At 42.7% G+C, this 22,466-nt stretch carries 19 protein-coding genes; 4 read left to right on the top strand and 15 right to left on the bottom strand.

What is annotated here, in order from left to right; translation table 11 throughout:
• Positions 1-170 precede the first annotated feature (170 nt).
• The 3 genes from J2S11_RS03760 to J2S11_RS03770 form a co-directional block, all read right to left on the bottom strand.
• The gene (locus J2S11_RS03760) at positions 171-767 is read right to left on the bottom strand and encodes a TetR/AcrR family transcriptional regulator (RefSeq protein ID WP_307391151.1); all 597 of its coding nucleotides are present in this window, start codon (positions 765-767) and stop codon (positions 171-173) included.
• A gap of 147 nt (positions 768-914) precedes the next feature.
• The gene (locus J2S11_RS03765; protein ID WP_307391154.1) at positions 915-1,643 is read right to left on the bottom strand and encodes a YbgA family protein; all 729 of its coding nucleotides are present in this window, start codon (positions 1,641-1,643) and stop codon (positions 915-917) included.
• Positions 1,644-1,789: 146 nt separating this feature from the next.
• Positions 1,790-2,743 carry a DMT family transporter gene (locus tag J2S11_RS03770; protein WP_307391156.1) on the bottom strand — a complete coding sequence of 318 codons (954 nt, stop codon included), beginning with the start codon at positions 2,741-2,743 and terminating at the stop codon, positions 1,790-1,792.
• 261 nt (positions 2,744-3,004) lie between these two features.
• Between J2S11_RS03770 and J2S11_RS03775 the strand changes: the two genes are divergently transcribed.
• Positions 3,005-4,354: an aminotransferase-like domain-containing protein gene (locus tag J2S11_RS03775; RefSeq protein ID WP_307391159.1), complete on the top strand. Its 1,350-nt coding sequence runs from the start codon at positions 3,005-3,007 to the stop codon at positions 4,352-4,354.
• Positions 4,355-4,481: 127 nt separating this feature from the next.
• On the top strand, positions 4,482-5,270 hold the full coding sequence (locus tag J2S11_RS03780; RefSeq protein ID WP_307391162.1) for a hypothetical protein: 789 nt from the start codon (positions 4,482-4,484) through the stop codon (positions 5,268-5,270).
• Positions 5,271-5,674: 404 nt separating this feature from the next.
• On the opposite strand, the gene J2S11_RS03785 is transcribed toward J2S11_RS03780, so the two are convergent.
• From J2S11_RS03785 to J2S11_RS03795, 3 genes are all read right to left on the bottom strand, one after another.
• Positions 5,675-6,076 (bottom strand): hypothetical protein, encoded by a 402-nt coding sequence (locus J2S11_RS03785; protein ID WP_307391164.1) that lies wholly within the window; start codon positions 6,074-6,076, stop codon positions 5,675-5,677.
• A gap of 37 nt (positions 6,077-6,113) precedes the next feature.
• Positions 6,114-6,455 carry a hypothetical protein gene (locus tag J2S11_RS03790; protein WP_307391167.1) on the bottom strand — a complete coding sequence of 114 codons (342 nt, stop codon included), beginning with the start codon at positions 6,453-6,455 and terminating at the stop codon, positions 6,114-6,116.
• Between the two features lie 379 nt (positions 6,456-6,834).
• Entirely contained in the window at positions 6,835-7,836 is a 1,002-nt protein-coding gene (locus tag J2S11_RS03795) for an aldo/keto reductase (protein WP_307391168.1), read from the bottom strand.
• Positions 7,837-7,946: 110 nt separating this feature from the next.
• Here J2S11_RS03795 and pdxR point away from each other — a divergent pair, with 110 nt between their 5' ends.
• On the top strand, positions 7,947-9,374 hold the full coding sequence (gene pdxR, locus J2S11_RS03800; RefSeq protein ID WP_307391171.1) for a MocR-like pyridoxine biosynthesis transcription factor PdxR: 1,428 nt from the start codon (positions 7,947-7,949) through the stop codon (positions 9,372-9,374).
• Between the two features lie 82 nt (positions 9,375-9,456).
• Here the strand turns inward: pdxR and J2S11_RS03805 are convergent, their stop codons facing one another.
• The 9 genes from J2S11_RS03805 to J2S11_RS03845 form a co-directional block, all read right to left on the bottom strand.
• On the bottom strand, positions 9,457-9,843 hold the full coding sequence (locus J2S11_RS03805) for a VOC family protein (RefSeq protein WP_307391175.1): 387 nt from the start codon (positions 9,841-9,843) through the stop codon (positions 9,457-9,459).
• A gap of 78 nt (positions 9,844-9,921) precedes the next feature.
• Positions 9,922-10,791 carry a helix-turn-helix domain-containing protein gene (locus J2S11_RS03810; protein WP_307391178.1) on the bottom strand — a complete coding sequence of 290 codons (870 nt, stop codon included), beginning with the start codon at positions 10,789-10,791 and terminating at the stop codon, positions 9,922-9,924.
• The gene (locus J2S11_RS03815; protein WP_307391180.1) at positions 10,788-12,128 is read right to left on the bottom strand and encodes a hypothetical protein; all 1,341 of its coding nucleotides are present in this window, start codon (positions 12,126-12,128) and stop codon (positions 10,788-10,790) included. Before J2S11_RS03815 ends, J2S11_RS03810 begins: the two co-directional genes overlap by 4 nt.
• A 40-nt stretch (positions 12,129-12,168) precedes the next feature.
• A complete protein-coding gene (locus J2S11_RS03820; protein ID WP_307391183.1) occupies positions 12,169-13,521 on the bottom strand; it encodes a CapA family protein in 1,353 nt (450 codons plus the stop codon).
• Positions 13,522-13,605: 84 nt separating this feature from the next.
• On the bottom strand, positions 13,606-14,598 hold the full coding sequence (locus J2S11_RS03825) for an ABC transporter ATP-binding protein (protein ID WP_370875446.1): 993 nt from the start codon (positions 14,596-14,598) through the stop codon (positions 13,606-13,608).
• The gene (locus tag J2S11_RS03830; protein ID WP_307391188.1) at positions 14,579-15,595 is read right to left on the bottom strand and encodes an ABC transporter ATP-binding protein; all 1,017 of its coding nucleotides are present in this window, start codon (positions 15,593-15,595) and stop codon (positions 14,579-14,581) included. The genes J2S11_RS03825 and J2S11_RS03830 overlap by 20 nt, the downstream gene beginning before the upstream one ends.
• A gap of 17 nt (positions 15,596-15,612) precedes the next feature.
• Positions 15,613-16,512, bottom strand: coding sequence for an ABC transporter permease (locus tag J2S11_RS03835; protein ID WP_307391190.1), 900 nt, complete (start codon positions 16,510-16,512; stop codon positions 15,613-15,615).
• Positions 16,513-16,525: 13 nt separating this feature from the next.
• Complete coding sequence (locus tag J2S11_RS03840; protein ID WP_307391193.1) at positions 16,526-17,476, bottom strand: ABC transporter permease; 951 nt, start codon at positions 17,474-17,476, stop codon at positions 16,526-16,528.
• Between the two features lie 21 nt (positions 17,477-17,497).
• Complete coding sequence (locus J2S11_RS03845) at positions 17,498-19,105, bottom strand: ABC transporter substrate-binding protein (RefSeq protein WP_307391195.1); 1,608 nt, start codon at positions 19,103-19,105, stop codon at positions 17,498-17,500.
• Between the two features lie 252 nt (positions 19,106-19,357).
• Between J2S11_RS03845 and J2S11_RS03850 the strand changes: the two genes are divergently transcribed.
• Entirely contained in the window at positions 19,358-22,450 is a 3,093-nt protein-coding gene (locus J2S11_RS03850) for an ATP-binding protein (RefSeq protein ID WP_307391198.1), read from the top strand.
• Positions 22,451-22,466: the final 16 nt, after the last annotated feature.

Here is a 22,466-nt window from a genome sequence, read left to right on the forward strand (position 1 = left end):
GTAATCACCCTTTCCACATTTTATTTTGTTTGAATGAGCAAACAAATAATGAATTAGTAACTCTGATTTTCTAACTAATTTAAGCATCATAATGCTCTTTAGTGTGTTCCCAGAGAAAAAGCATGCTACAATATATTATTTGAACGTTCAAACAATAACTTCTAAAAATTTTATTTTTCTTCTTTTTTATTTGCTGCTGTCAAATAAGACTCTAATACGACAGCGAGCATATCATAAGCTTCATCATAATTGAACTCGTCGTCACACATTTGCTGTAGCGCGAGACCATCAAAAACAGAGAGCAGAATAGAAGCAAGCGGCTTAGAAGAATCCTCAGGTAAATGACCGATCGTTTGAATCAAATCATTCAATCTGGCTCTTTTTGTCTGTAGAGTTTCTTTAAGGTTCTCAGATACTTTCTCATTACGCAATCCTATAGCAAATAACTCGTAACGAAGAAGCACCATGGATGAATCTGAAAGAGCTCTGTTTTTAGGTACCTGTAGCACCTGTTTTAAATTCTCCACGGAAAGCTCTTGACTCCCATAGTTCTTCAAATCCTGCAGAGACTCACAATACTTCTTTGTTTCCTGCTGAAACACTTCAGCAAAAAGCAGATCCTTGCTAGGGAAATAATAATTAATTAAGCCTTGAGCCACACCAGCCGTTTGGGCTATTTCTTTAGTAGAGGCTTTGTCGTAGCCTTTTTCTGCTAATACCTGATACGCTGCTTTAATGATGAGATCTCGTTTGTCTTTATCTGTCACTGTACCTCACCCTTATCTTTGTTTGAATGATCATTCAAAAAGATTGTAGCATACCTCCTATTTGATGTGCAACTACTTAATAATAAATGAATTCTGCATGCTTTAGAGTAGGTGGCTCCACATTATTATTCCGTAAGTCGTTATAAATCAGCTTCGTAGCCCCTCTGGATAGGGCTGTAAAAAGGTTTGCATCAGTAGGTACTTTTGATCATACTGATGAACCCATCTATTTAAAACCTTTAGTGGGTCACTTAAGGGTACTTGCCGCTTACGATAGTCCTCCAGTAAGGAAAGAAACTGTTCTTTCTCATCCCTACTTAGCTGTTCAGAAAAATATCCCATGATATGAGACAACACATTTATGTTTGCACCAACTGAAGGAGCTTGGCCTAATAGCTTATAGAATACTTCTTTGTAAGCTAAGTAAACGTTATGAATATCCCTATTATTGCCCTTTGCTACCATTCGCCCTAACTCTTTTTGGCGTTGTTGATCGTAGGCCATAAGTAAATATTTGTTTTCACTTTGAAATTGAATGAGGGACTGGATGGATGGAGTTTCCTGCACAGAGCGGAAATGAGCAAGGCTAAATAGCTTAGTCAAAAAGTGTTCACGATTCTCCTGCTGGTGGATCATCGCCATTTCAATTATAGCCACATGTTGATCATTTATTAGATGATCCATTAAGAGTGATTCTTTATTTGAATTCGGACTTATTAACACGCAGCCATCGATTTCCTTATCCATTTCCTCGGGGAGGGTGTGCTTGAATACGACTTGAACAAACTCACTTAAATGTTTAATAAAAGGATAGTCATGCCACTCAGCTTCATCGTTTTGGATAAACGCTACAACTGGTTTGGAAAAGTGTCTCATCCATTTCTCCCCCCTTTAATAAGGCACATGCTCCCCATGAAAGGTGTGCCTTTGTTAATGTTAATACGTTTCATCTCCTTATGAAACTAACCTTTATTTTTTAAGTTTCTATTTACTCTTATTTAGCTTCCTTGATACGCTTCTAATTAAACCTTAGCTTGCTCTGAGCTCAAGGAAGGTGCTTTAAGAACCCTATTCCGATGAAAGTACTGAGTACCAATTACACCAGCTATGATACAGGTAGCGCCTATGATGTGGTACACAGTAATGACCTCGCCTTGAAACATTGCACCTGCAGCCATAGAAACAATGGTGGACATATTGGCAAAGACACTCATTTTGGACGCTTCAATTTTAGACAATGAATAACTAGAGATTAGTGATGTAATGAGAGAGGATAGGATCCCTAGGTAAAAGATAGAGAAAACAAAACTACGATTAGTTAAGGGTACTAAAAACTCGGTAAGTGTACCAGCGATCGCATGCTGGGTCACAGAGTAAATTAAAAAGGTAGAAAAGCCAACGGCAAGTGTTAGAAATGTAATTTCCACCGGCCTGAAGGATTTTAACAGAAAGCGAGCCAGTACACTGTATCCAGCAATGGACAAACATGCTAAGAATAACAAAGAAATTCCTGTCATATTAGAAAGATCAACAGTGCTCCCCTTCATGACAAATATAAATATCACCCCAAAAATGGAAAGGGAAATGGACAGCTTTTGTAGTGTCGTAGTGACCTCCTTCAAGAAGATGAACGCCAATGTTAGTGTTAAAATGGGTGTGAAAGCGTGTAAAATCCCACCCTCAGCAGACGTAGCATGCTGCAAGCCGAACGCTTGAAGTGTAAAAAAGCCTAAGGGATACATCGATGCTAAGAGGATAGCCTTAAACACAGGCTTACCCTTATAGCTAAGCTTAATGCGTCCAAATAACACCGGGATAGACATCACTAGAAAGGCGACGGCAAAGCGAAACGCAAGGGTATCAATCGGCGGGGCATAATCTAGAGCAACTTTAGTAAATAGAAAAGAAAAGCCAACAATTAAGGAATTTATAACAGCAAATAGGTAGACTAATCCAAGTCCATTATTTTTAGACATGACTTCACTCCCCCTTTAAAACCAGTCCGTATATCTCTTTTTCTAAGTCTTCAACTGTTATGTTAAAGTCATTACTAGCTTTAAACAATGGTCTTTTCGGAGAACTGTACCGAAGCAGTTAGAAGTGATGAGTTTTTTTCTTTGTGGGTAAAGAAGGGGAGGGGGAGGTAAAGGAGGATATTCCTTCTGACTTTTCTCAAAAGAATCGTTACAGCTGGAAAAAGGCTGTGTATAATAAGAGAAGGGATGGGGGACTGAAAATTGAGAAAGTATGTATCTATTCTTAATATTCTACAACAGCAAATTAAGGAGAGACACTATCTGCCAGGTCAGAAGCTCCCTTCTATTCGCCAAGCGGCCAAGCAGTATGCGTGTAGCCAGAGTACAGTTATTAGAGCGTACTTGGAGCTGGAGAAGGAGCACTTCATCTATTCCGTCCCACAAAGTGGATTTTATGTCGTGGGAGAGTCGAGTCTAGAACGATCTCAGAGCAATGGGGAAGAACGAATTGATTTCGCTTCAGTAGGACCAGACGCCCATCTATTCCCCTATTTGGACTTTCAGCATTGTACGAATAAAGCGATCGATACGTACAAATATAAATTGTTTTCCTACGGCAATCATCAAGAATTAGAAAATTTAAGGAAAACACTAGTATGGCACTTAGCCAATGATCAGATTTTCCCCAAGCAAGAGCAGATTGTCATAACGGCAGGGGTACAACCAGCTATGGAGCTTTTAGCTAAAATTCCGTTCCCTAATGGACATTCAGAGATTTTAGTAGAGCAACCAAGCTACGGGATTTACCTACGATACCTTGAAGAAGAGGGGATTCCTGTTCGTTCTATTCCACGCACCATGGAAGGAATTGATCTAGTAGAGCTTGAACGGATTTTTAAGAATGGGAGCATTAAATTTTTCTATACCATGCCTAGGCATCATAATCCATTAGGAACTACGTACGGAGTTAACGAACGGAAGAAAATTTCTCAGCTAGCGAGCAAATACAATGTGTATATTGTAGAGGATGATTATATGGCAGATCTAGGGGGAGAACGCAAGTATGAGCCTATTTTTGCGTATAACAGAACAGGACATGTTGTGTATTTGAAAAGCTTTTCAAAGATTATTTTTCCTGGCTTGAAGCTTGGAGCTGTCGTTTTGCCAGAGCTTTTGTACCAAACGTTTCAAGTTCATAATAAACGTAATGGAGCGGCCCTATTATCTCAGGCTACTCTAGAAGTGTATATTAAAAATGGAATGTACGAGAGGCACAAACGTCATTTGTACACAGAATATTCAGCTCGTCTACAGACGTTAAAGGAAGCACTACTAAACTATAACAACCGTGGGCTCATTGAGCCTTATCCATCCAGTCCAGGCTTTTATATGTCGCTAAAGCTGCCGGCTTCAGTTAATTTGGAAAGCCTACAGGAACGTCTGATGGCAAGGGGAGTTCGAGTATCCTTAGGCAAGAGATTTTATCTGTCTACCTTTTTGAATCGAGAAAAGTTTATCCGGCTCAGCATTTCTAGGGTAAGTGGTCAGGAAATTTCTGAAGGAATACGGATCATTGTACAGGAAGTAGAGGAACTGACAAAAAGTAGCTAGAGAAATAACGAAGATAGTGTAAGGACGAGACTAAAGGGTAACAAACATGAATAGAAATGAAGGAAAAGGATAACGACAAGAAGGATCAGAAATCAGATTAGCGTATGATGATAGGAGTGAACATAGCGTGATGAAAAGAAAGCTATTATTCTTAATCTCTTTCATTTTGCTGCTTATCGTGTTAGCAGGATGTGTGCAAGGAAAAAGTCATGTGACTATTAACCCGGATGGGACAATGGATCTAATGATTCAGCTAGAGCTTCCTAACACTTCAGAATTTCTTCTAATGGACCAGGTGGAGGGACTTATCAGAGATGCACTTGCCGATTCAGGATTTACCTTGGAGTCTATGGAGACGGAAGGGCAGGGAATTGGCTATCAGGCTCATAAGCATTTTGAATCCCTAGAAGAGCTTAATGTTCAAGAAGGCATTGGATCAGAAGGAAGCACAGGGCAAGGAAGAGGCTCAGGGACAGGCAATGAAGCAGGGGTAGCGTCTGAAAGGCTACATATTGAAGAGGAGCATAAGTTTTTTTACTCCAAATATAGCATAGAGGGCGTTATTGATATTGATGAGATCATCACAGAGTACCTTGAGGAGAGAAACCTGGATCGGTTAACCAATAATGTTCTTGGAAGAATGCTTACGAGCAGAATCCTAGATCAAGTCGATTTTGAGTTTATGCTGACCCTCCCTATCAAATCATTTGGAGAGCATAATGCTAAGGAGGTTTCAGGTAGCACACTGACGTGGGATATTTCCTTCTCAAGACCTAATCCTATTGAACTGGAGCTTATTGTTCCTAACGTAGTGAACATTGTAGGATCTATAATTGTAATATTAATTATGATTCTATCCCTATTCCTTCTAGCAAGAAAACAAATGAAAAGAAGAGCGCCATACGAGAAAACCTAACAGAGATAGGGAGTAGTGAGCTTGCAAATCAAGCTATTTACTACTCCCTTTCATAATGAGGATTTTGTAATAAATCAAAGCTTTATGTCTACTTTGTGTGGACGTTTGTTCTTTTATTATCCTCTTTTACATAATTCGAGTCTATCTCTCATTTCATTCTTCATTTTCTCCCATCTTACTTCACTCATTATTCAAAATTTACTTGTGTTTTTTACTCTATCTCTATTTAGACTCACCTAGCAGATAATTATAGAAAGGCTCGTCGACCCAAAACGTATAAGAGGTAATGCTAAGGTCTGGATCCAGCTTTTTTAATTCAGCAACAATCCTTTGAGAATCTTCACTTAAGGAGAAGGAATGTACCTGATAGGGGCTGCCTTCCTGTACAATTTTGTTGTTTGTAATCAATTCGTAATCGTCAATTGGTGTTGCTGAAAAATATCGGCATCACTGGTATAGCCAATATAATTTTTATAAAGACCTTTATTAGCTAGAACCTTTCCTAGTAATTCATAGACAAACTCAGTAGATGCTTCTGCGTATGGTTCAAACGAGAGGTAATGTGAAGCTGGAATGAGACCAGTGTCTACGGCTGTAGCTAACTCCTGACCTGTTTTAATACTAAAATCGGTGCTGGAAAGCTGTAGCTTGCTCAAGGCAGCATCTATCTTTTCGACTGGGTATGTATAAGCGAGCTCTTTAAAATCAGCTGCTCTTACAGCGATTAGTGCAGCAACTGTCTGAGTGAGGGGTTCATTGCTCTGAATGGAAGGGCCAGTTAGAATGCCTGCTTCATATAGGGCCAAAGCATGGGGATATAAAGCATGTGAGGTACTTAAATCGTTAAAACGTAATGGCTGTCTCTTCTTCTGTTGAAGCTACCGATTGGCCCTGTAACAGTGTACTTACTGCTTCAATTAAACCGCCTTTCGTTAAAGCATCCTGAAGTGTAATTCCATACTTGTCCTGTAAAAACTGCTGGTATTCGGCTACACCCTCCACAGGAGATCGCTCAGAGACCTGTTTTACATTTCCAATCACAGATGTTTGCTCAGAGACACTCTTTTCATCTACAATCGCAGCTTGAGCTAGAATGCTGGTGGTTTGCAGGAAGATAAGGGAAAAGGTCAAAAGTAGAGCAAGAATTCCTTTTGTGATCAACGGTAGTGCCACATTCTTTTTCATAACTGTACCTCCATATTAATTATTCCTATATGAATAATTGGCTTTATTTTCTTCATCATAAAGCGAGGTGCTGGGACTGTCAATGAAAAAGAAGGAATTTTGGCACAAATAAAGAGTGGTATTTGGCTTAGAATACCACTCTTACAGCGTACTTATTTCCTGTGTGGTATGGAGAAAATAGCCCCCGATCCCCACAGCAAAGCAAAACCAAGTGTGTGCACTTCTTCCTCATCGTGAGCATTTCTTCTGAGAGTGGGTTCGTCTACCAAAACAGACCACCACTCGCCCACCAGTCTAGACCAGATGGATCTTCTCCTATAGTGGTTTGTGTTGGTTTTTTATGCTTCATGATGCACCGTCTTTCTTAACATCGATTTGCTTAAGCCTCTATGACTCGTTGTTGCTTTAGGATGTTGTCGATTTCCTTGAGTTGCTCTTGAGAGAGTGGTCCAAAGCTCATCGCTTTTGCTGCTACCTCCACCTGGCTGGCCTTTTTTAATCCTGGGATCGGAATGGTTCGATCGCTTTTACCCCAAATCCAAGCAAGGGCTCCCTGCACTAGAGTACGATTCCCAGACGTTAAGATTTCTCTTACCGCATCTAGTGCATTCAAAAATTCAGCCTTCGGTTTGCCATCCTTGAAATAATGGACCCACTCATGAGAGCTGCCACGTACATCATCAGAAGACAGGTGAGACGTGTGATCAAATTTACCACTTAACAGTCCCATAGCGAGGGGAGCATTGTTAATGCTACTTAGTTGATATTGCTCGCATACGTCAAGCGCCTTGGAATCGCCAAGCAGAACGTTGAATGGATGCTGTATAGTAGAAGCGCCAGAGGCTCGTTTGGCAAATGCTTCTGCTCGATCCATATCACCTGTGCTAAAGCCATATGAGCGAATCAAGCCCTCTTGCTGCAGCTGCTCTAATGTATCGACAGTAGAGTCGATTTCTTCATTTGAAATACCCCCTGCATGGACCTGATACAGGTCAATATAATCAGTATCTAGTCGTCTAAGAGAGGCTGTACATGCTGAGCGGATATACGCTGGAGAGACATCAACTTTAGAAAAGACGTTTTGAGTCTGTGGATCAAAGGTGAAGCCGAACTTCGTTGCGATGATGGCCTCATGACGCCTTCCCTTCAAAGCGCGTCCAATCACTTCCTCACTTCTTCCTGTTCCGTATACGTCTGCGGTATCAAAAAAATGAACCCCATGCTCCAAGGCCGTTTCAATAGCGTGGATGGACTCCTCATCATTCACGTCTCCCCATCCGTCAGGCAATCCATCTAGCCAAAATGGCCCTCCTATCGCCCAACAGCCGAATCCAACAGCGCTAACTTCAATGTCTGTTTGCCCTAATCTTCTTTTATTCATCGTGAAATTCCCCTTTCATTATTAAATGTAAAGTCATTATAATAAGAGAAAACGGTTCATCAAAGAGCCAATTTTATATTGTTTTTAGGAACCAATTTGGAGGTGGGGAAATGTTCGGCATTTATCTAAGTCCAACAGCAGAGCTGTCTAAAACGGCACAGCTATGTAGTCAAATTCGCAAAAAAATAGAAAAGGGAGAGCTTAGTAGTGGAACTCGTCTTCCTCCTACACGTAAGCTTGCCCAAGAGCTTGGGATTGCTCGAAATGTTGTCATCGACGCTTATGAGCAACTGGTTGCCGAAGGTTATCTGATCGGCCACGCTGGCTCAGGTACGTATGTAGCTGATGGCATCCTCTCTTTTACTTCAAGTGGCGTTCAACCTGAAGTTACGGTCGAAGCAAGTGAGCCCCAAGGAGAGTCCAAGGAATTACGGGAACAACAGGAGGATATGATTGAATTTGGAATAGGAACCCCGGATTTAGAGAGCTTTCCTGACACATTGTGGTCTAAGTATTTAAAGGCCGCTGTGGTGGAATCGTCGCGCGCTCTATTTGATTATGGAGATAGTAGGGGAGAAGAGGAGCTCAGAGTGGAAATTTGTGCTTATTTGTACCGCACGAGAGGAATGCGCTGCCACCCTGAGCAGGTCATGATTACGTCTGGCTCCTCGGAAGGGATTTCCTTGATCGCAACGGCGCTGCGCGCACAATATCATTCCATATATTTAGAAGATCCGACAATAGAGTTTACGTATCATATCTTTAAACAGAATCAGTATCAAATCGCTCCAGTAGATGTGGATGAATCTGGCATGGAGCTGCATGAGCTAGACGATTTTGCTGACCGTCATCTGCTTCTTCTGACACCCTCTCATCAATTTCCGACCGGTGGCATATTACCGATCCAACGAAGGCAGCAAGCCGTTCGAATGGTAGAGAGAGCAGATTCTTACATCATTGAAGATGATTACGATGGCGATTTTCGTTTGAAGGGGATTCCGATTCCACCGATATATTCCCTTAGCCCTGAAAGAGTCCTATACGTGGGGACCTTTAGCAAGACCCTTGCCCCCGGCCTCCGTTTGGGTTTCATTGTCCTTCCACAACACTTGATTAAGCGATTTGCACAGCTGAGAGAAGAGCTAAATCTACGCACACCAACTGTACCCCAAATAGCGTTAGCTCGCTTTATGCGAGATGGTCGTCTGGATCGCCATATCCATAAAATGAAAAAGCTCTACCGTCAACGGCGCACGCTGTTAATCAGTGCTTTGAAGCAGCATTTTGGCAAGAGGGCGAGAATTATTGGGGATGAAGCAGGGATGCATATGCGTGTAGAATTTCCTGAGGGTCCCTTTCTTGATGATTGGCAGGAATCTATAGCTTACGGAGTTAAGGTACATAGTGTAGAAGAATATAGTCTTGTAAAAGGCAAGCATCTTCATCAGATCGTACTAGGATACGGAAATGTACAAGAGCACGACATTCAAAAAGGGATAGAGAGACTGTATCAATTTTATGTCGACAAAGCTCAGTAGGAGAAAAGGCACCCCAATGTGTAACGAAAGTTGCCATATTGAGGTGCTTTCCTTGATTAAATAGCCATTCATTAAATAAGAACTACTTTACCTTTACTTCGCTCATTAGGGCATGAATGTTGTTTTCGGTGTCCTTAAAAAACACCATCCATGTTTCTGTATCTCCCATTTTCGCTACAGCATGAGGCTCATCAATAAAGGCTACTCCTTTGTCATTAAGCGCAGCAAAGGATGCCTGAATATCCTCGACCTGAAAATAGATCACGGAGCTCGCATGAGCAAACTGCTCTTTTTCCGGGAGGCTTAGCAGAAGGCGAATCCCTTGACAGTCAAAAAAGGCCATCGTAGATGTGCTGAAAAGCAAAGGCAAACCCAGCAGTTCCTTATAGAAATGAATAGCCCTCTCCATATCCTCTCGGACAGGTACTGATATTTGTCCAATTTTTTGAATGATCGTGTGCTGAGTCATATAACATTCCTCCTTCTCTTTAAAAGTGAGCTATGTTCTACGTTTACTCACTTATACTTTAATCATATAGCAAGTTAATTAGGGATTCTTATCCGATATCACCTTTTTGCGATACTGGAGGGGAGAGAGGCCAACGTGTTTCTTAAACATTTTACTAAATGAAACAGGATTTGAATAACCGAGTCTAAACGTAAGTTCAGTCATAGGGAGCTCTGTGTTCTCTAGCAACTGAAGGGCTTTTTTTACTCTCAGTTCTGAAACATGCTGAAATGGAGAACGCCCAAACACCTCAGTATAGCTTCTTAAAAGGTGATTTGGTGAGACACAAGCGACCCTAGCTATTTGCTCTAGAGTAAGGGAGGCTTGATCAAAGAAGGCTAGAATATAGTCATGAGCAAGGCTTACACGCTTAAAAAGTTCTTCACGTGTCGCTGTGCGCAAGGCGCTCAGGGAATGGGTGGCCTCAAGAGTATGGCTGTGAATCTGGAGGATGCGTTGCATGATGTTATAATATTGCTGCTCCATCCAAACGGGCTCGTCCTCATCCTCGTCTAGATTGCTTTTTAACTGTAGCATCAAAGCGGACAAAAGAGGATCATGCGGATATGTTTTTTCAAAAAACTGAACGGGAGAAGCTGAGGTTTGATAGGGATCAGTGAGAAGCTGATCAGTAGATAAGCGAGAGCTTTGTTGGACTTCATCAGCAAGCCCATCCTTAAAAAACAGACAAAAGGAATCAATATCCTTCTCCTGCTCAATCGCTAAGCTATAAGGACCTTCATTAAGTAAAAGATATCTGTCTTGCTCAACGGCAAAAAAGCCCTGGTTTACTCGATAATGAGCACGTCCATGGCGAAACGTTTTAATAGAAAGCTGCCCGTTTCCTTCCCAATAGAATTCCCGGCTACTAGCTTGTAAGACATAGTTAATGGAAGATTTGTGATTCATGCGTGCTCCTTTTCCAAGTCGTTCAGTTGATATAAAGCTGTAGGACGACCTCGAGGTGTTAATTGCTCCTCCCCAATCACTCTAGCTAACTCTGCAGTGACCATATTTTTGATGAAACGTTCTGCACTACGGCGACTGATTTGCATATACTCTGCCAGCTGGGTGGCTGAGAAAGGCTTATAGCTTGTCATTCTATGGAATTCTACTATTTTCCTAGCGTTCTGAATGTTAATCCCGCTCTTTTGACTAATGAACAATAAATAGTCGCTTGAGGTAGAGCCATGATCATGGACCCCTTCTACAGAATGACTCGTTAAAGGTCCTAAAAGCCTCTTATCTGCATTCACAAGATACGCACAGTATTTATCGCGGTTGTCAGCGGAATACTTTAGAGCCAGCTGAGCGTTATTTTCGGCTTCTTTTGTCGTTAATCCAAAACCAAAACCGATATTGACCTTTATATTTAATAGTTTTTTAATCTTAGTAAGAATAGGAAGGAAGCGGTATTGATTTGTAATCATTTCAAAAGGACCCTTGGTGCTATAAATGATGAACTCTTCCTTCCCTACTTTTTGAATGGAAGCATTAATTTCTGCACTGAAATCTAAAAGTAGCTGATGCAGCACTAAAGAACTGTGCTCAGCTAAATAACTCCCCTTATCTGTGAGAAGGGCTTGATACTGATGGATGGACACAATTCCAACGGCTATCTGTGCTTTTTTACTTAGCTCCAGCTCTCCAAACATGATGGCACGTCTAAGGGTATCCATAATGGTTTTTTTGGGATGTATCATGCGAATGACAGGGATCTCTTTCCGCTTCAGCTCAGCATAGACGTTACTTATGGACGTAATGGCCATCTGAATCTTTCCATCGAGCCATAGCTTTTCATGAAATTGTACCACTTCTTTATCGTTTAACCTGCCCTCTAGATCATAATAATGGCTAAGATTCTGGATATAAACATCCTTCATATCCAAAGATAGCTCATCAAGGACGTCCTCCATATTAACGGCATCGGTGATATCCATGGAAAACTGAGTACAATTTAACTGATGGATAGCTTTAAAAAGGACCAAAGATATCATATATTCATCAACTGGAATAAAAACAGCTGGAATCTTTTTCTCTTGAATGGCCTTCTTTGAGTGCATATAAGGCAACGGGCCAGTAAATAGTAGAACGTCCACATTCGTAGCACGCTGAACCAGCTGGGGGCTTTCTTCAATTTTATGATAGATATAAGGGATAAACTCAATGCCTTCAAAATGAGCTGCAAATCTCGTTACTTGCTCTATCATTTGTTCTGAACCGAAGGCGGCAAGCCTGATTTTCATCGTTTTCCTCCTAAACCTTATCTGGCAAGTCAAAAGAATGCTAGAGATGAATGATCCCTTTTCCGGTTTCATCTATATGTATGGTCGTATTAAATTCCTTTGACAGAGCACTAAACCTGTTCATAATTTCAATTCCTGTTTTTGCATCGGATAAATACGGTCTACCTCGCTTGTAAGGAGTGTCTCCCCGCGTTAGGGATACGGGATGAAGCTCAATGCTTTGCAAGCGCCCATCCTTGATCTGACAAATCGGCATGATCGTTTCCCAATAAACGGCGTTTCCAGGAAATCCTTTTCGTCCATTGTCACTTCGTAGTCTAAATATTTCGCTTGGCGTAAGGGTTGAATCTACATTAAAGCGCTTGTACGAATCCTCTGGTAGCTTAAACACCAACTCATTATGTCCAATAAAGTTCCCCAAGCTGTAAAAGATCGGCTTTCCTTTGTAGATTTCCAGTCCTTTAAGCAGGTGAGGTCCATGTCCAACCACAACATCAGCCCCCTCATCAATCATGCGATGAGTAAATTCCCTGATAAACTCAGCAGGCTGTTCCTTCACCTGTCCTTGTTCATGCGCATGCAGGCTGACAATCACAACGTCTGCTCTAGCCCTAGCTTCCTTCACCCATTTGGCCATATCCTGCATATCCTTCGTGCTCGTTTTCGTCCGCACCTTTGGGGTATCGGAGGCACTAAATAGGGCATTCATTGTACCTGCTACTCTTAGGTTTGTATCGACAAAGGGAAATAGCTTTTTATTTGTGGGATCAGAGCCGAATCCAAGCTTTACAAAGTTTTGCCGCTGCTCCTCAAGCCCCAAATCCTGATAGATTTCCTTTAGAGCATGCAGCTGCTTTTCCGTTACTTCATATTCTACCTCAAATTTTAGTGGGTTGACGCCTGGTCTGCCTTGTACTTCTGGGCGCTGCTCTCCTGCTGCCTGCTCATCAAAAAAGGTAGAGGTGCAGGACAGCAGAGCTACGGTTCCTCCTGAAACGGAATGGTACACGGGCATTCTGGCTTCCGTAAGGTTTTTCCCAATGCCAGCGTAGGATAGCTGTCTTTCTTCTAATTCCTGAATCGTTGACAAAAGCCCGTCCACTCCGTAATCTAAAGCGTGGTTATTGGCACAGGAATATAGATTAAAGCCGATATCCATCAAATCATCGAGAACATAGGAGTGTGCGGCAAAGTGTGCCCCATCACTACGGGCGGCTGGATGACCGACAAAGTTGTTGGGCAGAACCTCTAGATTAGTAAAAGCAACGTCTGCTTCTTTTATTTTTTGATAGAGATTTACCGTTTGCTCATCCTGGTGCATGGATATTCGTCTAGCAATAATACTATCACCAGTTAATGCTATATTAAACCGATTAGGGCTGTTACTATTCAAATTCTCCATCTCCTTCAAATTACCTGTTTTGTCTGAGTCTATTTCTTTTGGATGTCTTATGGACAACGTGTAGCCCTAGTTGTCCTACATGTCATCGTACAAATGACAAGCTACACGATGTCCGTTTTCCTTCGTCTCCAAAGCGGGGATGTCCGTCTTGCAGCGTTCCATCACATAAGGGCAACGGGTATGAAAGACGCACCCTGATGGTGGATTAATGGGAGAGGGAATCTCGCCCTTCAAAGCAATCCTTTCTCGTTTTTGCTTTGGGTCCGCTATAGGGACGGCAGATATCAGTGCCTTTGTATAAGGGTGAAGTGGGTCTTTATATAAATCATCTGTTTTCGCTTCCTCGATAATATGACCTAGGTACATCACGCCAACCCGATCGGAAATATGCCGAACGACACTTAAATCATGGGCTACAAATAAATAGGTCAGTTTAAACTCTTCCTGAACCTCCTCTAGGAGGTTGATGACCTGAGACTGAATGGAAACATCTAAAGCAGATACCGGTTCATCGCAAATGACGATCTTCGGATTTAAGATTAAGGCTCGCGCTAGGCCAATCCTTTGCCGTTGTCCCCCTGAAAATTCATGAGGATACCTGTAATACTGGCTTTTTTGGAACCCTACTTTGTGCAGAAGCTCCATGACGAGCTCGGTTCTTACTTTTTTAGAAGAGATACGATGGATGGCAAGGGATTCCTCTAACGTTTTTCCAATCCGCTTCTTGGGATTAAGAGCTGAATAGGGATCCTGAAAAACCATCTGTATCCGCTTCCTTACATCCCGTAGCTCTTTTTGATTCATTTGAAAAATATCCTGCTGATCAAGGAGGCATTCCCCAGCCGTAGGTTCTAGCAATCGCAAAATCGTTCTTCCTGTGGTGCTTTTTCCGCAGCCAGACTCACCTACTAGTCCATACGTTTCACCCTCAAACAGCGTAAAGCTTACATCATCTACAGCCTTCACATAGGACCTAGTACGTCCCAGAGGAGTGCGTATAGGAAAATACTTTTTTAAATTCTTAATGTCAAGAAGGGGCTGTTTATCTTCAATGTGGGGCTTCACTATGATCAGCCTCCTGTTTTTCAATCTTTTCGTAGTGCCAGCATCTAACGGCATGCTGCTCAGTGACGAAAGAAAATACGGGTTCTTCCTGGTGACACTGTTCATCTGCATACTTGCATCTAGCTACAAATCTACAGCCTGTTGGTACGTCATGGAGGGTAGGCACCATCCCTTCGATCACGTGTAGCTTCTGCTCCCTGTCTCCATCCAATTGAGGAATCGAGCGCAGTAGTCCACGTGTATAGGGATGTAGAGGACGATCAAATAACTCTTCAACCTCCGCTTCCTCTATCACTTGCCCTAAATACATCACAATCACTCTGGAACAGACTTCAGCAACAACTCCAAGGTCATGAGTAATCATGATGGTCGCCATATTGAGTTCATTTTTCAAGTCCTCCAGCACCTCAAGAATCTGAGCCTGGGTGGTCACATCCAACGCTGTGGTTGGCTCATCGGCGATGAGTAGAGTGGGACGGCAGGCTAACGCTAGGGCAATCATGGCCCGCTGGCGCATGCCACCAGATAGCTCATGGGGGTACTGATGGACTCTTTTTTCAGGGGAAGGGATTCCTGTTAATTTGAGCATCTCAACCGCCTTTTGATAGGCGTTCTTCTTGGAGAGCTTTTGATGATTAACAAGTCCTTCGATAATTTGGTTACCAACGGTATACACGGGGTTTAGAGAGCTCATCGGGTCTTGAAAAATCATGGAGATCTTGTTTCCTCGAATATTCCTCATCTCGTCCTCACTCATCTGCAGGAGGTTTTCACCCTCATACAGGATTTCCCCTTCATAGAAGACGCCTCCCTTTTCATTGAGTAAGCGCATAATCGACTCAGCCGTCACACTTTTCCCACAGCCAGATTCTCCTACAATCCCTAAAACCTCGCCCTTATCTATATGGAAGGACACATGACTGACAGCGGTCACTCTTCCTTTTTCCGTGGGGAAATGTGTACAGAGCCCTTTGACCTGCAATAGATGATCCTTTTCCACAGTTATCCTTCCCCCTCTTATTTTTTGGCTTTATTCGTATGTGGGTCTAATAAATCTCTTAATCCATCACCAAATAGATTTAATCCTAGTACGGTCAGCATGATGGCGATCCCAGGAAACACCGTCATCCACCAAGCATTAAAAATCACTAGCTTGCCGTCATATAAAATATTTCCCCAGCTCGGATTAGGAGCGGGAATCCCAGCTCCTAAAAAGCTTAGGGCCGCTTCTGTGATGATCGTATCAGCGAAGATAAACGTGCACTGAATGATCAAAGGAGAAATCGTATTAGGGGCGATATGCAGGGCGATAATTCTCAAAGAGCTTGCCCCTTGGGAGTGCAACGCCTCAATATACGTTTGTTCCCGGATGACTAGAGCAGATGAACGCACCACCCTAGCCACATATGGGGTAAACACAATGCTCAGGGCAATGATGACATTTTCCGTTCTGGAGCCCATCGTAGCCATGATAGCGATTGCTAGCAGAATAGCGGGAAAGGCCATTAACCCATCACATATGCGCATTAAAACATGATCCAATGCTCTATAGTAGGCGGATAAGAGTCCGATGATCATGCCCGCAACTCCGGTAATCAGGGTAACGGCTAAGCCGACACCAAAGGATACACGCGCTCCGTAGGCCACTCGACTAAGCACATCTCGTCCAAAATTATCTGTACCAAACCAGTGCTCCGCACTAGGAGCCTTTAACCGCTCCGTAGGCACCATTTCTAATGGTCCATGCTGGACCAATAAAGGGGCAACTAACGCCAGCAGGAGGATCAGCAGAATAATACAACTGCCAATGACAGCCATACGATTGGATAAGAAGCGTCGGACAGCGAGCTGGGATTGCTCCTTGCGCATAAGCTTTTTGATGTCATCGAGATTTTCTCGTTGTGGTAAGGCTTCCATAGTTCCTCTCCTCCTACTTTCGACTTAGCCTTATTCTTGGGTCCAACACACCGTACAAAAGATCAATGACCAAATTGAGTAACACGTAAGTAACAGCGATTAGAAGCACGACACCTTGGATGACCGCATAATCACGGCGCTCTACAGAATTCACAATGAGCTGCCCTAGACCGGGAATATTAAAGACCGTTTCAATAACGGCAGCCCCAGTGACTAGAACACCAAAGGTTTGACCAATAACGGTTAAAATCGGCATGGAAGCATTCCGTAAAGCATGCTTATAGATAACAACCTTTTCTTTGAGCCCTTTTGATTTGGCTGTTTTGATATAGTTTTGATGAAATACATCAAGCATGGCTGAACGGGTCATTCTGGTAATGAGAGCGGCTTGCATAGCCCCCAGAGCGAGGGCCGGCATAATCAGATATTTCAAATGCTCTAGCATCCCGGCGCTTATTGGGCGATAGCCTGCAACGGGTAGCCAGCGTAATTGGACAGCTAAAAGCAACACTAAAAACAGCCCTAATAAAAAGCTAGGAACAGAAATCCCCACTAGCGAGAGACCCATCACCGATTGATCGGTCATTGTGCCCCGGCGAACAGCGGCCAGAATACCTAATGGAATAGCAATCAGAATGGCGATCACCTGAGCGATTAACGCTAGGGAAAACGTAGGTCCAAGATGGTTGAAAAAAGCTTCTACAACCGTTTCCCTCATAAACAATGAGCTCCCTAAGTCTCCTCGTAGTAGGCCACCTATCCATTCGAGAAATTGTTCGTGAACCGGTTTGTTTAAGCCTAGCTCCTCTCGAAGCTTGTTGACCTCTTGGGCCGATGCTTCAGGACCGAGAATGACGCTAGCAGGGTCACCAGGAGTGAGGAAGGTGATTGAAAAAACGACAACGGCCACAACGAGTAACACAGGGATGATGGAGAGAAGTCTCTTAAGGATATAACCTGTCAACTGTATTGCCCCCTAACTCTTTTAATCATCAATGCTTATATTCCATAGGATGGGACCATTTAAGTAATCAAATCCACTTATTTCATTACGATGGGACGTAATTTCAACACTGTTACCAGGTTTAATAATGGGTAGGTAGTTCCAGAACTCCTCTTGTAGCTCTGTCGTTAAAGCTAAGGCTTCCTCTTGACTGGTGGACGCTTGGATCTCGTCGATGAGTCGGTCAATTTCCGGGCTGTCTGTCCAGCCGGGCCACTCAGCATCAGAAGCTAGAAAAGGGTACTGAACAGGGGTTGGACGCAGGGCCCAGCCGCTTGTGAACATGTCATACGCACTAGGATCAGCTCGTTTCTCTAGCACGGTGGCCCAATCATAAACCTCTAGCTTCACATTCATCCCAACGCTCTCAAGCTGCTGCTGGGCTACGACAGCAAGAGAATAGTAATCTTCATACTCACGGGAGGCTAAGATACGCACTTCCTCCCCGTTATATCCAGCTTCAGCTAATAGCTCCCGTGCTTTTTCCTCATTACGCTGATCATATTGTCCTTTCCCAGCATCGGTATACCATGCGATCTGTTCTTCTAGCATCAACTCATGACGCAGGGTGAAAAAGTCCTCATTACCGTAGGCTGCATACATCATGTCCTCCATATTCAGTGCAGCGGCCACGGCCTGTCGTAGTTTAATGTCCTTAAACACACCATCACGTTTATTGAAAACTAGCCCCGGAAAGGAGGCTTCCTGAATGCTGTTTGTAACGTTAGGGTCTGCTTCAAGCTGTGCTGCATTATCAAAGGGAATGAAGTTACCGATGTGATACTCTCCCGTCTGTATCCCTGTGACACGTGTTGAGGGATCAGAAACAAATTGGAAATAAATATCATCGGCATAGGCCATCTTTTTGCCGCTTAAGCCATCCGATTCTTCCTCTCTGGATTGATAATCCTCGAAGCGTTCCAGATGGATATGTTGGTCTGAGCGCCAATCTACAAATTGATATGGGCCTGTCCCAATGTATTCACTAACCCCCGTTTGGGTAGCAGCTTCTACAATTTCCTTGGGCATAATAGCAGCAATTTGAGTTTGGTCAGCAAAGATGAACATGTCTAATGATCCGCTTTGCTCTAATTGGGCAACAACCGTGTAATCCCCGTCTGCTTGAAAGGAGATTCCAGATAGGAAGGAATTTGCTTGTGCAGAGCTTTGTGCCCATTTCTCCATGGATGCGACAACATCATCAGCGAGCATTTCCTCCCCATTATGAAATTTCACACCTTGGCGCAATTGAAAGGTGACCGTTTTTGCTTCTGTGTCCACATCGAAGGATTCGGCAAGCATTGGTTTTACCTCAAGATTGCTATCAAACGTAACAAGCTGTTCAAAGATATTTCGTGCAATGTCTCGTGTAGCTGTAGCCGTGGTTCCCGTCGGATCTAATGTAGGGGGTTGAGCGTTGAAAGCAAAAGTAAGGGTTCCCCCAAAGGAAGTACCTTCGTTCGAGCTGTCGTTATTTGTTTCAGGATCGGATGTTGCAGATTCTTCATTTGTCCCTGAACAGGCAGTGATTATAAGAAATAATAAGACAAGCAACAAAAACTTCCCCAACCGCAAAAAGTCATTTTTCATTTCCAAACCTCCCATTTATTTTTTAACGACAATAATTACAACTTTTTCGTTATATAAAACTATATGCCACTGCGTAGGGTGTGTCAATGGAATTTTCTAAATTTTTAAATATTAAAATCTCTTTTTGATCAGAAGTTGTTCAGAGAAAATGTTTATACTTTCATTAATAGTTTTCTGAAGACGACAACATAGCTTTTTTGTCGATGTGATACAATCAGTTCATAAAAAGTTTGATAACAAGGAGCACCTAGGATGAGTAAGCAATGGCTTGTGTTGTTCGTGGTTTGTTTTCTATTCATCGTTGTTATACCAGGATACTGGGTTGTTCAAACGATTGTGTCTGCTCAAAATAATCCGCAAGCTGTAGAAGGTGTGCTTGATTTAGGGGATTGGGATTTTAGCGATGACGGAATCGTTCGATTAACAGGGGAATGGGAGTTTTACAGAAATCAGTTACTTGAGCCTGCTGATTTTTCAGGCTCTAACTCTCCCAGTCCGACAGGGATCGTGTCTCTGCCTAGCAAATGGAACGAGTATATAGCAAAGGAAGGGGAATCCGCTAGTGGGTTTGCCACCTTTAGAATGGTGGTTAAGCTCCAAGGTGATGAGGGTCTTTATGGGGTTCGGACAACCAATATACGTTCGGCAAATAAAGTATATATGCAAGGTCAACTGGTTGGAGCTAGTGGACTACCAAGTGGTGAGGAAATTACAGGAAAAGAGAGCAATATTCCTTATGTTGGCTTTGCTTCTGTGACTGGAAATGAGGTTGAAATCCTCGTACAAATAGCGAACTACAGCTATTCTTCTGGTGGGATGATCTATCCGCTGGTATTTGGGGATCAGTCTTCTGTTCTAAAAAATAGAGAGTTTCATGTCCTAGTAGACTTGCTCACGGCAGCTAGCTTTTTAATTCCTGTTATTTATTTTCTGTTTCTATATTCCCTTCGTAGGAAGGAAACGGCATTACTATATTTAGGACTTTTCTGTTTGTGTGCTCTTGTTTATGTGCTTACTCATGGGGAAAAGCTTCTTGTTTCTGCACTACCAGGCCTCAGCTATGAGTGGTTTATGAAGCTTCAGTTCATTCCCTCCATTCTTGCTTATTTATTTATAATGCTGTACGTATCGGTCTCGTTTCCCAATGCTTTAAGCAAATGGGCTACAATATTATCTAAGGTATTGACCACCTCTGCGGTAATTGTGGCTATTATTCTTCCTGTTCAATTATTTTCACAATGGGAGATTATCTTATTCATGGTGGCTTTTGCGATGATGTGCTATGTCATGTACGCTCTATTTGCCGCCATGAAACGCCATCTAGAGGATGCTTTGTTTTTATTCATGAGCATTCAAAGTATTATTGTTGTTATGTTTGTGAATATCCTCTACGTGAATGGTATGTTTGAAGGTCAGGCGATCGCTGCTTATGAAATGCTCCTTTTTGTTGTCGCGCAGGCGATGCTTCTAGCTAAGACGTATGCCCAATCTTTTGAAGAGGTGGAGCAGCTTTCGCAAAGGCTGCTTACGTTAGATGGATTAAAGGATGAATTTCTAGCGAATACATCTCATGAACTACGTACTCCGTTACATGGCATCATTAATATATCTGAATCCTTGCTTCAGGGCGCTGCTGGAAGTATGAATGAGAAGCAGAGCAAGGATCTTTCTCTCGTTGTTTCTACGGGGAAGCGTTTGTCCTCCTTAATTAATGATCTATTAGATTTCTCAAAGCTCAAAAATGGCGAGGTCACTCTTAACCGAAAGGCGGTTGGTCTGCAGGCTGTCTTTGAGTCAGTCCTAGAGGTAGCCACTCATTTAGTGGGTAACAAAAAAATTGAATTTGTCCAGAAATGGCCGACTCATATGCCATTTGTGTATGCGGATGAGGATAAGCTTCATCAAATTTTATATAACCTGCTTGGGAATGCGATTAAATTTACAAGCGAAGGTGAAATTCGAGTAGGAGCTAGTATTGAGAAGGGACAGGTTACCGTTTCTATAGTAGATACTGGAATTGGAATTGAAGAAAAGAGATTAATAGATTTATTCAAACCGTATGATCAGCTTGAGGTTCCTTATGAGCAGGAAGGATACTCCGGAACAGGACTGGGTTTGAGCATTACGAAGAGGTTAGTTGAGCTTGGTGATGGCCGGATCTGGGTTAAATCTAAGGTAGGGGTAGGCAGTTCTTTTTATTTCACTCTTCCCTTAGCTAAAGAGGGTGTTTCCCTTGAAGGGGTCAAAAGGGAGCAGGCTTTGCCTCTAAGGCAAATAGAGCTTAGCTATCTGCAGGGTCAAGAAAGGCAGGAAAAAGAGTACACGATTCTTGTTGTCGATGATGATCCTATTAATCTACGTGTCCTGCTTAATTTGCTATCGCTAGAAAATTATGCAGTCATTGCTGTATCAGATGGAGAAAGAGCTTATGAGGAAATTCAAAGAAACCGACAGATTGATCTTCTCATAGTCGATTGGATGATGCCTAACCTTTCTGGTCTGGAGCTATCTCGAAGAATACGTGAGCGGTTCCTGCTTTCTGAGCTTCCAATTTTAATGCTTACAGCTAGAAGTCGCTCCGAGGATATTCAAACAGGATTTCAAGCTGGAATTAATGACTTTTTGAGTAAGCCTGTAGATGCAGAAGAGCTAAAGGCAAGAGTGCGTACGCTCTTACAGCTTAGACGTTCTGTTCAAGCTGTCGTTCAAACAGAAATGGCCTTTTTACAGGCCCAGATTAAGCCGCACTTTTTATTTAATGCCTTAAATACAATTATTGCTCTTTGCCCTGTAGAGCCTGACAAAGCGATGCAGCTGTTGTGGGAGCTTAGCCAATATTTGCGAAGTAGCTTTGATTTTCATCATCGGGAGGAAAAGGTTTCCCTTCAAAAGGAATTACAGCTGGTGAAGTCGTACTTATCTCTAGAGCAGGGCCGGTTTGAAGAGAGACTTACCATGCATTATGACATTGATGAGTCTATACAGGTTCAAGTACCTCCATTAAGCATCCAGCCTATTGTTGAAAATGCTGTACGACATGGGATTATGAAAAAGGCAGCAGGAGGGAGCATCTGGTTAAAGGTGTGGGAGGATGTTGTTAGACAAAAGGTTATGGTGACCGTTACGGATGACGGATTAGGGATGACACCGGAAATGGTTCAGCAGCTTTTCCGGGAGCGAGAGACCGGTGAGGACAGAGGAGTGGGAATCCTAAATATCCATCGGAGACTACAGATGTTTTATGGAGAAGGGCTACACATTGAAAGTCAACCAGGGCAAGGGACTGTTGTACGCTTTGAGATCCCTTCTATGATAGTGGAGGATGAGGGTGTGAGCAGTGATTAGGTAAAGGAAATAAAGA

It is taken from the genome of Bacillus horti (assembly GCF_030813115.1).
GTDB classification, from domain to species: Bacteria; Bacillota; Bacilli; order Caldalkalibacillales; family JCM-10596; genus Bacillus_CH; species Bacillus_CH horti.